At 62.0% G+C, this 13595-nt stretch carries 14 protein-coding genes; 5 read left to right on the forward strand and 9 right to left on the reverse strand.

Features of this window, described 5'->3' with window-relative positions; genetic code table 11:
* Positions 1 to 7: 7 nt before the first annotated feature.
* Positions 8 to 766 (reverse strand): class I SAM-dependent methyltransferase, encoded by a 759-nt coding sequence (locus ACN0YJ_RS11250; RefSeq protein WP_417476933.1) that lies wholly within the window; start codon positions 764 to 766, stop codon positions 8 to 10.
* Between the two features lie 73 nt (positions 767 to 839).
* On the opposite strand from ACN0YJ_RS11250, the gene gloB reads away from it, so the two are divergent.
* The gene (gloB, locus tag ACN0YJ_RS11255; RefSeq protein WP_417496249.1) at positions 840 to 1610 is read left to right on the forward strand and encodes a hydroxyacylglutathione hydrolase; all 771 of its coding nucleotides are present in this window, start codon (positions 840 to 842) and stop codon (positions 1608 to 1610) included.
* Entirely contained in the window at positions 1610 to 2044 is a 435-nt protein-coding gene (locus ACN0YJ_RS11260; RefSeq protein WP_417476931.1) for a cupin domain-containing protein, read from the forward strand. The genes gloB and ACN0YJ_RS11260 overlap by 1 nt, the downstream gene beginning before the upstream one ends.
* Here ACN0YJ_RS11260 and ACN0YJ_RS11265 read toward each other — a convergent pair whose 3' ends face one another.
* Both ACN0YJ_RS11265 and phbB read right to left on the reverse strand, forming a co-directional pair.
* The gene (locus ACN0YJ_RS11265; protein ID WP_417496250.1) at positions 2045 to 2779 is read right to left on the reverse strand and encodes a DUF4908 domain-containing protein; all 735 of its coding nucleotides are present in this window, start codon (positions 2777 to 2779) and stop codon (positions 2045 to 2047) included.
* 58 nt (positions 2780 to 2837) lie between these two features.
* Positions 2838 to 3563, reverse strand: coding sequence for an acetoacetyl-CoA reductase (phbB, locus tag ACN0YJ_RS11270; RefSeq protein ID WP_417476929.1), 726 nt, complete (start codon positions 3561 to 3563; stop codon positions 2838 to 2840).
* A gap of 157 nt (positions 3564 to 3720) precedes the next feature.
* Here phbB and phaR point away from each other — a divergent pair, with 157 nt between their 5' ends.
* Complete coding sequence (gene phaR / locus ACN0YJ_RS11275) at positions 3721 to 4320, forward strand: polyhydroxyalkanoate synthesis repressor PhaR (RefSeq protein ID WP_417476928.1); 600 nt, start codon at positions 3721 to 3723, stop codon at positions 4318 to 4320.
* Positions 4321 to 4934: 614 nt separating this feature from the next.
* On the opposite strand, the gene ACN0YJ_RS11280 is transcribed toward phaR, so the two are convergent.
* Positions 4935 to 5354 (reverse strand): hypothetical protein, encoded by a 420-nt coding sequence (locus ACN0YJ_RS11280; protein ID WP_417476927.1) that lies wholly within the window; start codon positions 5352 to 5354, stop codon positions 4935 to 4937.
* Between the two features lie 103 nt (positions 5355 to 5457).
* Positions 5458 to 6192: a glycosyltransferase family 2 protein gene (locus ACN0YJ_RS11285; protein WP_417496251.1), complete on the reverse strand. Its 735-nt coding sequence runs from the start codon at positions 6190 to 6192 to the stop codon at positions 5458 to 5460.
* A gap of 103 nt (positions 6193 to 6295) precedes the next feature.
* Here ACN0YJ_RS11285 and ACN0YJ_RS11290 point away from each other — a divergent pair, with 103 nt between their 5' ends.
* On the forward strand, positions 6296 to 8179 hold the full coding sequence (locus ACN0YJ_RS11290; protein ID WP_417496252.1) for an ArnT family glycosyltransferase: 1884 nt from the start codon (positions 6296 to 6298) through the stop codon (positions 8177 to 8179).
* Positions 8163 to 9071, forward strand: coding sequence for a hydroxymethylglutaryl-CoA lyase (locus tag ACN0YJ_RS11295; RefSeq protein WP_417476924.1), 909 nt, complete (start codon positions 8163 to 8165; stop codon positions 9069 to 9071). The genes ACN0YJ_RS11290 and ACN0YJ_RS11295 overlap by 17 nt, the downstream gene beginning before the upstream one ends.
* 9 nt (positions 9072 to 9080) lie before the next feature.
* Here ACN0YJ_RS11295 and ACN0YJ_RS11300 read toward each other — a convergent pair whose 3' ends face one another.
* From ACN0YJ_RS11300 to yidD, 4 genes are read right to left on the reverse strand one after another with little or no spacing between them, the layout of a single operon-like run.
* Positions 9081 to 9953, reverse strand: coding sequence for a glycosyltransferase family 2 protein (locus tag ACN0YJ_RS11300; protein ID WP_417476923.1), 873 nt, complete (start codon positions 9951 to 9953; stop codon positions 9081 to 9083).
* Positions 9950 to 11158: an O-antigen ligase family protein gene (locus ACN0YJ_RS11305; RefSeq protein WP_417488614.1), complete on the reverse strand. Its 1209-nt coding sequence runs from the start codon at positions 11156 to 11158 to the stop codon at positions 9950 to 9952. Before ACN0YJ_RS11305 ends, ACN0YJ_RS11300 begins: the two co-directional genes overlap by 4 nt.
* Positions 11159 to 11180: 22 nt before the next feature.
* Positions 11181 to 13115, reverse strand: a complete 1935-nt coding sequence (gene thrS / locus ACN0YJ_RS11310; protein WP_417476921.1) for a threonine--tRNA ligase — start codon at positions 13113 to 13115, stop codon at positions 11181 to 11183.
* Positions 13112 to 13435 (reverse strand): membrane protein insertion efficiency factor YidD, encoded by a 324-nt coding sequence (yidD, locus tag ACN0YJ_RS11315; protein ID WP_417476920.1) that lies wholly within the window; start codon positions 13433 to 13435, stop codon positions 13112 to 13114. Before yidD ends, thrS begins: the two co-directional genes overlap by 4 nt.
* Between the last annotated feature and the right edge of the window lie 160 nt (positions 13436 to 13595).

The following is a 13595-nucleotide window of genomic DNA, read 5'->3' on the forward strand; positions in this document are numbered from 1 at the left end:
GATTTCCTCAGCTGTCCGAAAGGTCGGAAGGATTGTCGTGACGGGATAACGCGGGGCGGGTTTGCGCTTCAAGGGGTTTGGCGCGGACGCGCGCAGTTGCCGGGCGTGGACGCAGTGCCATGGTGCGCTTCACGGCTTCGACCAGCACCACACCACCGAGCGCCGGCCAGGCCCTTTCACCCGTCTCCTCCCACATCCGCGCGATACGCGTATGGGTGCTCCACTTCCAGGGCGGCGCATAGAGGGCACGCGACCAGGCGGTCGGCTCGAAGAGTGCATCATTGAGCAATTGTGACAGTTGGGCCCGGGAGAAAGGCCGACCATGACCGAAGGGCGTTGAGTCCAGCCAGGCCCAGATGCCAGATCTCGCAGCGGTGACAATCACCACGCGGCCTTCCGGCGCCAGCACTCGCCAGATTTCCCGCAACGTCGCCTGTAGCGAATCGGCCTCTTCCAACGCGTGAACCAGTAGTACGCGGTCGAACACGGCCTCGGAAAAGGGGAGATGCGTCTCGTCACCCATCGCAATACCGGAACAGGCCGTGCCGGAAATTACAGCGCCCTGGGACGCTGGCATGAAGCAGACACTGCGCCGGGCGGTTTCGCGATAAGGTTCCAGATAGGGCGTAGCGAAACCGAGACCGAGCAGATCGAGATCCTTGGCGTCCGGCCAGATTGCAGCCAGACGGCGGCCGATCATCTCGCGCGCCACCAGGCCCTGGCGGCTGCGATAGAAACGGTCCAGTTCAAGAGCTTCGCGACGCACCCTTCACACTCCACGGTTTTACCCCGATCATGGGGTTTCCAGCGCAACACTAACCATAGCGGCGAAATCGACAATGAGCGAACTGAGCATCCGGCAATTTCCCTGCCTGTCCGACAATTACGGCTTTCTCATCCACGATGCGGCAAGCGGTGAAACCGCCACGATCGACACGCCGGATCCGGAACGAATCCTGGCCGAGGCGAAAGCGGCTGGCTGGACAATTACGCAGATCTGGAACACGCATCATCATTTCGATCATGCTGGCGGCAATGCCGCGATCAGGGCGGCGACCGGCGCGCGCATCGTGGCACCCGGCTATGAAGCCGATCGCATCCCCGGCATCGACCAGCCGGTCCATGATGGGGACAGCGTCTGGCTCGGGAAGATCGACGCGAAAGTGATCTTCACGCCCGGCCATACCAGCGGGCATATTGTCTACAGCCTTCCGGACGAAGGAGTCGCCTTCGTCGGCGACACCCTGTTCGCGCTGGGTTGCGGTCGTCTGTTCGAGGGCACGCCGGAGCAAATGTGGACAAGCCTGTCGCGACTGTCGGCGCTGCCGGACGACACGGTCATCTATTGCGCCCATGAATACACCCAGGCCAATGCCCGCTTCGCGCTGAGCGTCGATCCGGATAATCCCGCACTGCGGGCCTATGCCGCCAATGTCGATGCCCGGCGCGCGCGCGGCGAAGCGACCATCCCGACGACGATCGCAGCCGAGAAGGCCGCCAATCCCTTCCTGCGGCCCGCTGACCGCGCCATCCGCAGCCGGCTTGGCCGGGCCGATGCCAGCGATGCCGAGGTATTTGCCGAAATCCGCCGCCGCAAGGATGCATTCTGATGGCCACGGCCGGCGCCATCATCCAGGCCCTCGGCATGCAACCGCATCCGGAGGGTGGCTGGTATGTGGAAACCTGGCGCGATGCAGAAGGCCCCGACGGGCGCTCGCGCGGGACGGCGATCTACTATCTGCTGGAAGCCGGTGATCGCTCACACTGGCACCGCGTCGATGCGACCGAAATCTGGCACTGGCATGCCGGAGCGGCGCTGCAGCTGGATCTCAGCGCGGATGGCCGGCAGCAGACCGGTGTCACACTCGGGCCGGAAATTGAAACGGGTCAGCGGCCACAGGCGCTGGTGAGCCCGCATGTCTGGCAGAGCGCGCACTCACTGGGCCCATGGACCCTAGCCGGTTGCACAGTCACGCCAGGCTTCGAGTTCTCGGGGTTTGAAATGGCGGAACCAGGCTGGCAACCCGGCAAGTCGCGGTCCTGATCAGGTCGGCCAGTCTTCTGCCAGCAAGGCGCGGGCAATGAAAGCCGAAGAAGAACGGCCAGCGAAGCCGTATTCCGGAGCGATCACGACGACAAGACTTTCGCCGCGCCGATAGGCTGCGGGCTGTTCACCGATCGAGATTTCGACCCGGTCGATACCGCGCAGACGCCGGCGCTCATTGCGCACCGAGCGAAAGGCCAGGGCCACCATATGCAGGCTGTCGTGCTGGACGCCCAGCCCGGCGCGCGGTGCGGGGGCGTAGCCAACCGAAATACTGCGGTCCAGCTCGGCCGTCAGCTCATTGGCCAGATCCTCCGCCCGCAACCGCACTTCTTCGGTCGAGCGCGGCGCCGGGGCGAGCCCGCCAGCCTCGCTGGCGAAATCGGCGATCACGCCATTGGGGGCATCGGTCGGAAAATAGGTCGCGCCACCCAGCCCCGTCAGACGAACAACTTCGCGGCCGGTATCGGTCACATAGGCCGTTCCCCCGCCCGGCGCACGATTGGCGAACAGGACCAGAACCTCGCCCGTCGGATCGTCGCGTTCGCTCAGCAGGGCAACCGTGTTCGACCGGTCGAACAGAAAGAACTCGCCGGTATCAGCGCGCTGATACCAGCCCACGACTTCCTGGGCCCGCTCATTGCGAAGCAGGCGGTCGCGCAACGGGTTTTGAAACCCGATGGCGGCACCCGCGCACAAGGCCGCGGTCAGGATTACAATCAGAAAACGGATCATCGAGGACAGCATTGACACTGGCAAGACGGCAATTTTTGGGCAGACGCCCGGCCAATGGTCATGCCATGTACTGCCCGCCGTTAATCGTCAGCACCGATCCAGTCATGAATCCGGCGGCGTCGGAAGCCAGATAGGTCACCAGGCCACCGATTTCCGCGGCTTCACCGAGCCGGTTGACCGGAATACCGGCGATGATCGATTGCAGGACATTGGCCGGCACCGCGGCGACCATTTCGGTATTGATATAGCCCGGGGCGATGCAATTGACCGTGATACCCTTGCGAGCGGTTTCCTGCGCAAGGGCCTTGGTGAACCCGATCACGCCAGCCTTTGCGGCCGAGTAATTGACCTGGCCCATCTGGCCCTTCTGGCCGTTGATCGAGGAAATATTGATAATGCGTCCGAAACCACGCTCGCGCATGCCATCGATGACTGGTCGCGTCATGTTGAACATCGAGTTCAGATCGATCCGGATGACGTCATTCCAGTCGTCCGGCGTCATCTTGTGGAACATGCCATCGCGCGTGATGCCGGCATTATTGACCAGAATGTCAAAGGGGGCGCCGGCCTTGGCCTCGGCCGCAGCGATACCGTCAACACAGGACTGGTAGTCGCCGACATCCCATTTCACGGCGCCGATTCCGGTTTCCGCAGTGAAGGATTTTGCTGCCTCTTCATTGCCGGCATAGTTCGCAACAACCGTATATCCTGCCGCCTTGAGCTCAAGACAAATGGCCGCCCCGATACCCCGGGTTCCGCCTGTAACCAGCGCTGTGCGTGTCATATTCAATCCCCAAATTCTTGTTCTTGAGTTGAGCATTAAGTCTTCGCGCTTGCAGCAGACCACTTGCTGAGCGTAAACCCTAATGAAATAGGTGCGCGTCCGTGTCGAGCGAATATCGAGAACGGAGCGCGCATTCTACACGAATAGGGGAAACGCTGTGAGTAAAACCAAAGGCAGCAAGTCGGAAATCATCATCAAGAAATACGCCAACCGGCGCTTGTATGACACCTCGACCAGCCAATACGTGACCCTCGACCATTTGCGGGACCTCGTGAAGAAGGGCGTCCATTTCCAGGTGATCGACGCGAAGAGCGGCGAAGACCTGACGCATGGCGTGCTGGCCCAGATCATCTTCGAAGAAGAATCGCGCGGCGCCAATCTTCTGCCTGTCGACTTTCTGCGACAGCTGATCGGGTTTTATGGCGACAGCCTGCAGAGCGTCGTGCCGGGCTATCTGCAGATGTCGATGAATAATTTCACGCAGCAACAGGAAGAATACCGCACCAAGGTCGGCGAGGCGATGATGTCGCCGCAAGCCACCATGGCGCTGATAGAGGAACAGACCCGGCGCAATATGGAAGCCTTCGGCAAGACCATGCGCATGTTCACGCCCTTTGTCCCGACCACGGGGCCGGAAGCGCATGAGGCTGATGCCCCGGCGGCGGCCCGGGACGACGAGGACGATATCGCACGGATGCGCGACGAGCTCGACGATATGCGCGCCAAGCTCGACCAGATTCTCAAGGCCAAGGACTAGGCAAGCGCGCCTTCCACCTGACGCCACACCCGCCGGAAACAGTCCGGCCGCCGCCGGGTCGCGTTAAGACTTTCGTATCATTTCAGATCAGCGCACGGGCCAGATGACCCCAATCCGGACGGGAAACCGCCGTCCGGTTCGCTTTTGCGACCAGAATCATGGTTAATGAGGCGTTAAAGTCTGGCATCCCCCTTGCGAGGGTATTGATATGATCACGATCCGCAGCCCATATCCTGTCCCGACCCTGACCAGCCGGCGTATTGAGCCAGCGGGTTCGGCATGCGGGTCGAATGATCGCCAGCCGCGGCAAGACCGCGCCCATGCTCCTGTCCCGACCCCGCATTCCACTCCGGCCCAGCCGCAGTCGTCTGTGAGGGCGCAGGTCGCCCCGGCTGAGCTTATTGTCCAGATCATCGCCGGAACGCCGCGCCGCGGCATACGCGCCGAAAACAGCGAGCAGGCCCGCTATCGCCGCGCCTATCATCAGGCGACACAAAAAAGCGCGCCGCCCCCGCAATGGGAGCGACGCGCCTGATGGTGACCGACGCAATCCTGCGCCGCCTTGGCTTCTGGTGCGACGCCGCCTTTGGCGCCGGCCTGGTCTTCGTACTGTTCTAGCCTTCGCCGCCAACCGCGAGGTCGCGACGGGCTGCGACGACCGTGACAACAAAGCCGCCAACCGTATCCATCAGCGTCATCAGGGTGAGCAGGAAGAAGGCCGATGTGCCGAATTTCCCGACCAGCAGGAAGAGCGCCATCGCGACGACGAAAACGGCCATGGACAGACCGTGATTGATGATCGTCGCTGTGCCGGAACCGGCCGCCTTGATCTGTTCGATGAACAGGAAAAACATCCCGACGATCACGAGAAAGTCGCCCAGAGGCAAGCTCCAGGGGCCTGAGACCATCGGAATCCGGAACACGGTCCAGTCAAGGGCCAGTGCCATCGAAGCCTGGTCGGCACCGCCAAAAACAAAGGCGATAACGACATAGATGATGACCGGAATGATCATCAGTGGAAATACATTGAACATTGAACTCTTCCCCTTGGCAGGGCCGCCTCGCTGTGCGCGATTGGCAGCCATCATACCCAACATTACACCATTATCCCCGCCACCTGACATAATCAGATCCTCACTATAACTCGTCTGAACCCCGCGGGTTCCGCGCTCGTGAATTTAACCACATCATTCCCATCATGTCTGTCAAAGAGGCGAAAAGACGACCAAAATTCGTATATTTCGACGCGCCAATGGTGCGGTGACGGTGGCTGACGGGGCGGAATTCGCACAAATATCCCTCGCGATTCATCAGCGCCGGCAGGAAGCGGTGCTGATGATCGAAAAAGGGAAGCTGCAAATAAACATGTCGTTTGAAGGCCTTGAGGCCGCAGCCTGTATCATTGCAATTATCATTGAGCATGCGCTTGCGGATACCATTGCCGAAACGCGAGGCGAATTTCTTCCAGGCTGAATCCTGCCGGTTCTGACTGCGGTCGCCGCCGACCAGACCGAGATTTTCCGGTGCATCAACGCGCATCAGGGCTTCGATCACGATCGGCAGACCGTCCGGCGGGTTCTGGCCGTCGCCGTCCAGCGTCGCGACAATGGCGCCGCGGGCCTGCATCACACCGGTCCGCACCGAGCGCGACTGACCAGCATTATTGCGATGCCCGATGACGCGCAGCATCGGCAATTCGTCTTTTGCGGCAATCAGTTCGGCGCGGGTGCCGTCGGTCGAGCAATCATCGACGAACAGGATTTCGAAATTGCGGCCATCGAGTGCGGCAGCGATTTCGCGCGCCAGCGGCACAACATTGCCAGCCTCATTATAGGCGGGCACAACGACGGAGATATCAGGGGTCTGACTCATAAGGGGTTCTGCTTGCGCTTGCGGAAAACGGGGTCTGCTTTACATACCGCGTCTAGCACATGACGCGAGGGGTTTCACAGCCCTGCGACCATTGGAGACTTTCATGGCCGAGCTAGCCAAGGGAATTCGCGCCTATATTATCATAGGCTTGCTGGCTGCTCTGGCAGCCCTCGCGGGGATTTTCACCTTGCCCCCGCTTGACCGCGACGAGAGCCGTTTTGCCCAGGCGACGGCGCAAATGCTGGAGACCGGCGACTTCGTCTCGATCAATTTCCTCGACGAAGCCCGTAACAAAAAACCTGTAGGAATTCATTGGCTTCAGGCCGTCAGCGTCGCCGCTTTCTCGAGCGCTGACGCGCGCGAAATCTGGGCCTACCGCCTGCCCTCCATGTTCGGGGCCATGCTGGCGGCGCTGGCCTGTTTCTGGGGTGGGCAAAGACTGGTCGGGCGCAAGGCGGCGTTTGCCGGAGCGGCGCTGTTTGCGGTGACGATCCTGCTCGGCATTGAAGGCGGCATCGCGAAAACCGACGCGATGTTAGTAGGTTGCACGACATTGGCGATGGCGGCCCTGGCGCAGTTGCGGGCCGGGAAGGGCAAGAAGACCGCCCTGCTCTTCTGGTTCGCGATCGGGCTGGGCGCACTGATCAAGGGGCCGGTGACGCCGATGGTTGCGGGCCTGGCCGTGCTGGTGCTGGTGATCTGGGAGCGCAAGGCGAACTGGTTGAAACCACTGGGTTTCTGGCCCGGTCCACTGCTAGCCATCGCGATGGTTCTGCCCTGGCTGATCTCGATCCAGATCGCCACCGATGGCGGTTTTCTGCGCCAGGCGATCGGCGATGATCTGGCCCCGAAACTGGCCGGCGCAGCCGAGCGGCATGGTGGTCTGTTTGGCTACCACTTGCTACTGGCTCCCTTATTGTTATTCCCTGCCACCCTTACCGTTATACCCGGGCTGGCCTATGTGACGTCAGCCCTGCGTGGCCGAACCGACGAAAAAACGGCCAACGCGGCGCGTTTTCTCCTCGCCTGGGCGATTCCGGTCTGGATCGTGTTTGAGCTCCTGCCGACCAAACTTCCCCATTATGTCCTGCCCGCCTATCCCGCCCTGGCCCTGATTGCCGGCTGGGGGCTGATGCAATTGAACAAGGCTGCGGCCTGGCAGAAATGGACCAGCTGGGCCCTGTTCGCTGTCGCCGGTCTGGTGTTCGCGATTTTGATGCCGGTGCTGTTTGTCGTCTATGGCAATAATGCCAGCTGGGATGCCGTGCGGCTGTCACTGGCGGGATTCGAAGGGGGTTTCGAGCTCGGGCTGGACCCGGCGGTTGCGACAATCGTTTTCCTGACCGCCGCAATCTTCGCGATCCTGACCGGTGCGGCATTGATGGCCGCGCGGGGGCGCTCTGCGGTGTTGGTGCTGTGCCTCGCGGTCGCTGCCGGGCTCGGCTGGCAAGTGATGGCACGCGGCGCGGCGGCGCCCAACGCCTATGCTGTCAGGCTGGCCGATCAGGTCCGCGCGGCACGCAGCTATTCGCAGACGATTGCCGGCATTGCGCCGGAGGATATCGTCACGGCATCCAGCTACACCGAGCCGAGCCTGGTCTTTTCGCTCGGCACCGACACGCTGCTGGGCACGGCGGAAGAGGTGATGGCGTTTGCGGAGGGGCGCGAGGAGCCGACCCTTGTAGTGCTGGATTTGTCGCGGGATGCTGATTTGCGCCACGGCATGCTCGCCTGGTTCGAAGTGGTACGAGGCGACGAGGCTGCCCGAAACTTCATCGATACGTGGAGCGCGTTCGAAGATCGGGCCAATGTTTGTCATCTCGGATTGGCATCGGGCACCAACTATTCGCGCGGGGATGAAACGGTTCTGGCACTCGTCTGGACCCAATGCGCGGCACCCGACGAGAGCACGCCTCACTCGTTCAGGCCAGGCCCCGAATTTGAAGAATGGCTGGATCAGGAGTTTCCCAATGACCCGCAAGATTGAAATCGTCGAAGTCGGGCCGCGTGACGGGCTGCAGAACGACCCGGTCCTGCTGTCGACCGAGATGAAGATCGAATTCATCTCGCGTCTGATCGATGCCGGGGTCAACCGGATGGAGGCGGCGAGTTTTGTTCATCCCAAACTGGTGCCGGCGATGGCCGACAGTGCCGAGGTAATGGCGCTGGCGCCGCGGCTGGACGGGGTGAAATATATCGGGCTGGCGCTGAATGAACGCGGTCTGCGCCGCGCGCTCGAGGCCGGCTGTGACGAGATCAATTACGTCATGGTCGCCTCACCCGGATTCGGGCTGAAAAACCAGAATGCGACGCCTGAGCAGACCGCCGACCTGTTCGACAAGATCGCCATCCTCGCCCATGACGAGGGCGTGCCGGTCTCGGTGACGGTCTCGGTGGCGTTTGGCGACCCGTTTGACGGCGAAGTGGACCCGAAAATACTTGGCATGCTGGCGGCGCGGGCCAAAGCGGCCGGTGCGGGCGAGTTCGCGCTCGGCGACACGATCGGCGTGGCCGATCCGTGGCGCGTGCGCAAGGCGCTCGATATTGTGCGCGCGCAGAGCGGCGATATGCGGCTGCGGATGCATTTTCACAATACGCGCAATACGGCGCTGGCGAATATCGCGGCAGCGGTGGATGCCGGGATCGATGTGATCGATGCCTCGTGCGGCGGAATTGGCGGCTGCCCGTTTGCGCCCAATGCAACCGGCAATGTGGCAACGGAAGACGTGATCTACATGCTCGAACGCGGCGGATTCGAGACCGGGATTGATCTGGGCCGGATGATCGCGACGGCGAAATGGCTTGAGGATGTGGCGCTGAAACATCCGGTGGAGTCGGCGCTCAAGCGCGCCGGTGGTTTTCCCGGATCCCAGGCCTGAGCGATCAGGCTAGCGCCCGCGCAGCCACAGCCAGACCACACGCGCCCAGATCGCGCCATAGATCGGCCCGATCAGCATGATAGTCGCCAGGCGCTGCAGGGGACCGGGATAGAATTTCCAGAAATATTTGACGAAACCCGCCGCCTTATGGGTCTCGACCCGCATCGGGCTGGACTGGCTGGTGCCGCCGAAATGCAGAATTTCCACCCGCGGTTCGAACCAGACCTGCCCGCCCGCCATGCGGACGCTGCGGCAGATATCAATGTCCTCGACGTGCAGGAAATAGCTCTCGTCAAACCCGCCAATCTCGAGAAAATCATCGCGGCGCATCATCATCGCCGCGCCCGAGACAGTGGGCACCTCGGTCATGTCATCGGGGAGATCGTCGGCTTCCCAATGCAGGCTGCGCAGTCCCGGAAACAACCGGTCGAGCCGCAGAAAGCTGATTGCCGCGCTGCGCGGCGTCAATTCACCGCGTCGGCCGCCCGCCTGTTCGCTGCCATTCCTGTTGAGGATGCGCGCACCAATGATCCAGGGGCGGGCCAGAGCCATCCGGGCGGACGCTTTGAGCTGCTCTCCGGCCCCCGGGGCCAGAATGGCGTCGGGATTGAGGAAGAGCACCAGGTCGCCACTCGCGGCGAGCGCGCCGATATTACACCCTTTGGCGAAGCCGAGATTGGCGTCGGTCTCGATCAGGACAAAATTGGCATGACTGGCCGCCAGTTCACGCAATGCCGCAACGGCCGCCGGCGGATTTTCATGACTGACCATGACGAATTCATCGACGCCGGGCGCGGCCAGCACCGCAGCGACCGCATCCATCAGGTGCGGCCCGGTCATCCAGGATACGGTTACGACGCTGAGACGCACTTCACTCATCATGCCGGCTTTCGGGCGCCCAGGAATAGAACAGCGGTCACCGCGAGTGCCGCAGCGGCCTGATGCCACTCTTGCCAGACGCCATAGGAAAACAAAACCAGAGATACATAACTGACCAGCACCCAGGATGTCGCCATGGCCTGATCCCGGGTCAATCGCGACGCGCTGGCGATCCGCCCGCCGAGGAAAACCAGCGTACAGCTCAGCAGCGCCGCGCCGATCAGACCGGTTTCCAGCCAGATCTGCAAACTGGCATTATGCGGGTGCATCGGCAGCATTTCGATCTGGTAGCCAGCCAGTTCCATTTCATCATTCAAGGGTCGTGATGCATCCAGGCCATAGCCGAAGAGCGGCTTGTCCTTGATCAGCTCGCTGACATAGGTCCAGATCTCCAGACGCCAGACCCAGGACAGGGGCAGGCTGTCGCGCAGCCCCTCCGGCATGATGGCGATCAGGCCCGGCAAAACGACCGGCACGACCAGCACCCCGCCCGCGACAATGCCAAAAACGCCGGCAATCATCGGGCGCGGCCAGACGGCCGTTGAAACCGCCGCGACCAATCCCAGCGTGAAGGCGACCGCATTGACTTCAGTGCCAAAGCTGAAGGCCGCAATCGCTGCCAGCACCATCACGGCCGCACCGACGATCAGGCCTCCGGCGCGATAGGCGATCAAAGCCGCAGGACCGGCCAGCAGAATGAGCGGCACAGCCGCATGTCCCAGATTGCGATTGACGTAGGTCATCACATCCGCCTCGGGCACCGTGTCATAGCCCTCGACAGCAATCTTGAACGCATGGGTCATCGCGCCGCCCGTCAGCGTCTCGGCCAACAGATACAGGCCCAGCGCCACGACGAGGAAAATCATTGCCGCCTCACAGCGCGTCCGCCAGCGTCCGTCCAGCCCACCGACCCGAAGAGCCAGCAGTAGGTAGAGCGGCACGCCGATCAGCGTTTTGGGCAATTGTTCCGGATTGTCATAGGGCGACCACAGATAGCTGATCCCGACCCACGCCAGGAAGAGGCCACCCAGTGCCAGCGGCAGCGAAAATCCGCGCGGCCGCCAGAAACGCGCATCGACGGGAAAGGCGGCCAGCGACATCAGCACCGCCATCGGCGGCAGCAGGCCGGCACCGGCGATGCACCAGGGCAAGGCAAAGGCAAAGGTTGTGACGCCAACCCATCCGACCCTGTCCTGCCCCTGTGCCATCGTCAGTGCCGCCCGCTTCAGATCAGCCGCGTTTCAGATCAGGTGCCCGGGCGTCATCGCACAGGCGTGCGATCGCCTCGGCCAGCGGCAGGACTTCCTGCTTATTGCCTTCTTCGCCAAGGAAGCGAAGGGCGAGCGTGCCCTCCTCCGCTTCCTTGCGCCCGATCACGGCAATCACCGGGATCTTGCCGACCGAATGTTCGCGGACCTTGTAGTTGATCTTCTCATTGCGAAGATCGGTCTCGGCATTCAGCCCGGCCGCCTTCATGGCGGCCAGCACCTGTTCGGCATAGGGATCGGCATCGGAGGTGATCGTGGCGATCACGACCTGGCGCGGTGCCAGCCAGAAGGGCAGCTTGCCGGAATAGTTTTCCAGCAGCACGCCGAGGAAACGTTCCAGCGAGCCGAGGATGGCGCGATGAAGCATGACCGGGCGATGCTTGTCATTATCGTCGCCGATATAATGGGCATCGAGGCGTTCAGGCAGGTTGAAATCGCACTGGATCGTGCCCGTCTGCCATTCGCGTCCGATCGCATCCTTGACGACGAAATCGAGCTTGGGACCGTAGAAGGCGCCGTCGCCGGGATTGTATTCGAAGTCGAGACCGGAAGCCTCGGCCGCCGTACGCAGGGCTGCCTCGGCCTTGTCCCAGACCTCGTCGGAACCGACACGCTGGTCCGGACGGTCGGCGAATTTGACCCGCGGTTCCTCGAAGCCGAAATCGGCATAGACCGATTTCAGCAATTCGCAGAAGGCCTTCACCTCATCGACGATCTGCTCGACCGTGCAGAAGATGTGGGCGTCATCCTGAACGAAGCCGCGCACGCGCATCAGGCCATGCAGGGAGCCTGACGGCTCATAGCGGTGGCAGGAGCCGAACTCGGCCAGTCGCAGCGGCAGGTCGCGATAGGATTTCTGGCCCTGGTTGAAGACCTGGACATGGCAGGGGCAATTCATCGGCTTCACGGCCAGGATTTTCTCTTCCTGGTCGATCGAGGAGATGAACATGTTCTCGCGATACTTGTCCCAATGGCCCGAGGCTTCCCAGAATTTGCGGTCCATCAGCTGTGGCGTGCGGATTTCCTGATAGCCATTCGCTTCCAGACGGCGGCGCATATAGCTCGTCACCGTGCGATAGAGGCGCCAGCCGGCCGGGTGCCAGAAGACCTGGCCCTGGGCTTCTTCCTGGAAATGGAACAATTCCATCTGGCGGCCGAGACGGCGGTGGTCGCGTTTCTCGGCTTCTTCCAGGCGGAAGAGGTGCGCCTTGAGCTGTTTGTCATCGGCCCAGGCCGTGCCGTAGATCCGCTGCAGCATGGCATTGCGATGATCGCCGCGCCAATAGGCACCGGCCACCTTCATCAGTTTGAACGCCTTGCCGATCTTGCCCGTCGAGGGCAGGTGCGGCCCGCGGCACAGATCGAACCATTCGCCCTGGCGATAGATCGTGATCGTCTCGCCCTCGGGCAGATCGCGGATCAGCTCGGCCTTGTAGGTCTCGCCCATTTTCTCGAACATGGCGATGGCCGCGTCACGGTCCATTTCCTCGCGCTGGAAGGGCAGGTCGGCATCGACGATCTCGGCCATGCGCTTTTCTATCGCGGCGAAATCATCCGTCGAGAACGGCTCGTCGCGGGCGAAATCATAATAGAAACCGTCCTCGATCGAGGGGCCGATCGTGACCTGCGTGCCGGGGAAAAGCTCCTGCACCGCCTGGGCGAGAATGTGCGCCGTATCGTGGCGGATGACCTCGAGGGCCTCGTCATCCTTGCGCGTCACCAGGGCAACGGAAGAATCGCCGGGAAGCGGGCGCATCAGATCCCAGTCATCGCCATTCACCTTGGCGATCATCGCCACCTTGGCGAGGGATTTCGAGATATTCTCGGCCAGATCCATCGGCGTGGCGCCATCGGGCAATTCGCGGATGGAACCATCGGGAAGCGTAATATTGATCATTGGTCTTCGTCCTTGTCGTCGGCGCGGCCTGCCGGCGGAAGCTGTTCCGAAGCGTCGAGGATGGGGCGGGATCTGAAACGCCAGACCGCCCACCAGGGCACTTGCGTGCGAACGGTCGGGGCCGGGTCGAAGCCATGGCTCCCACCCGGACGGCAACGTCCCAGCCGACCAAAAGTCAGCCAGAAGCCGCGCCAGCCACCCTGGGCGCGGATCGCCTCGATACCATAGGCCGAACAGGTCGGCTCATGGCGGCACCGCACGCCAAAGGCATAGAAAACCGGTGACAGGCTGTATTGATAGACGCGGATCGCGCCCACCATCAGCCATCCCATCGGCCCCCTGGCCTGATTTATCCCGTCGCTCGAACGCATTTGGATTCAAGCCTTTTAACGCCGCACTGCGCCCTGTCCACCATGGAGATGAGACGGGCGGAGCCGGCCGCATGAAATTCGGATTGGGTTTGCTTCGTTTTACGGGCTG

Source organism: Maricaulis sp., from assembly GCF_048270095.1.
In the GTDB taxonomy this organism is placed as follows: domain Bacteria; phylum Pseudomonadota; class Alphaproteobacteria; order Caulobacterales; family Maricaulaceae; genus Maricaulis.

Excerpts from the sequence above, each read along its gene's own strand:
- gloB (WP_417496249.1), top strand. The coding sequence starts at position 840 with ATGAGCGAACTGAGCATCCGGCAATTTCCCTGCCTGTCCGACAATTAC.
- ACN0YJ_RS11260 (WP_417476931.1), top strand. The coding sequence starts at position 1,610 with ATGGCCACGGCCGGCGCCATCATCCAGGCCCTCGGCATGCAACCGCAT.
- ACN0YJ_RS11265 (WP_417496250.1), bottom strand. The coding sequence starts at position 2,779 with ATGATCCGTTTTCTGATTGTAATCCTGACCGCGGCCTTGTGCGCGGGT.
- phbB (WP_417476929.1), bottom strand. The coding sequence starts at position 3,563 with ATGACACGCACAGCGCTGGTTACAGGCGGAACCCGGGGTATCGGGGCG.
- ACN0YJ_RS11280 (WP_417476927.1), bottom strand. The coding sequence starts at position 5,354 with ATGTTCAATGTATTTCCACTGATGATCATTCCGGTCATCATCTATGTC.
- ACN0YJ_RS11285 (WP_417496251.1), bottom strand. The coding sequence starts at position 6,192 with ATGAGTCAGACCCCTGATATCTCCGTCGTTGTGCCCGCCTATAATGAG.
- ACN0YJ_RS11290 (WP_417496252.1), top strand. The coding sequence starts at position 6,296 with ATGGCCGAGCTAGCCAAGGGAATTCGCGCCTATATTATCATAGGCTTG.
- ACN0YJ_RS11295 (WP_417476924.1), top strand. The coding sequence starts at position 8,163 with ATGACCCGCAAGATTGAAATCGTCGAAGTCGGGCCGCGTGACGGGCTG.
- ACN0YJ_RS11300 (WP_417476923.1), bottom strand. The coding sequence starts at position 9,953 with ATGATGAGTGAAGTGCGTCTCAGCGTCGTAACCGTATCCTGGATGACC.
- ACN0YJ_RS11305 (WP_417488614.1), bottom strand. The coding sequence starts at position 11,158 with ATGGCACAGGGGCAGGACAGGGTCGGATGGGTTGGCGTCACAACCTTT.
- thrS (WP_417476921.1), bottom strand. The coding sequence starts at position 13,115 with ATGATCAATATTACGCTTCCCGATGGTTCCATCCGCGAATTGCCCGAT.
- yidD (WP_417476920.1), bottom strand. The coding sequence starts at position 13,435 with ATGGTGGGCGCGATCCGCGTCTATCAATACAGCCTGTCACCGGTTTTC.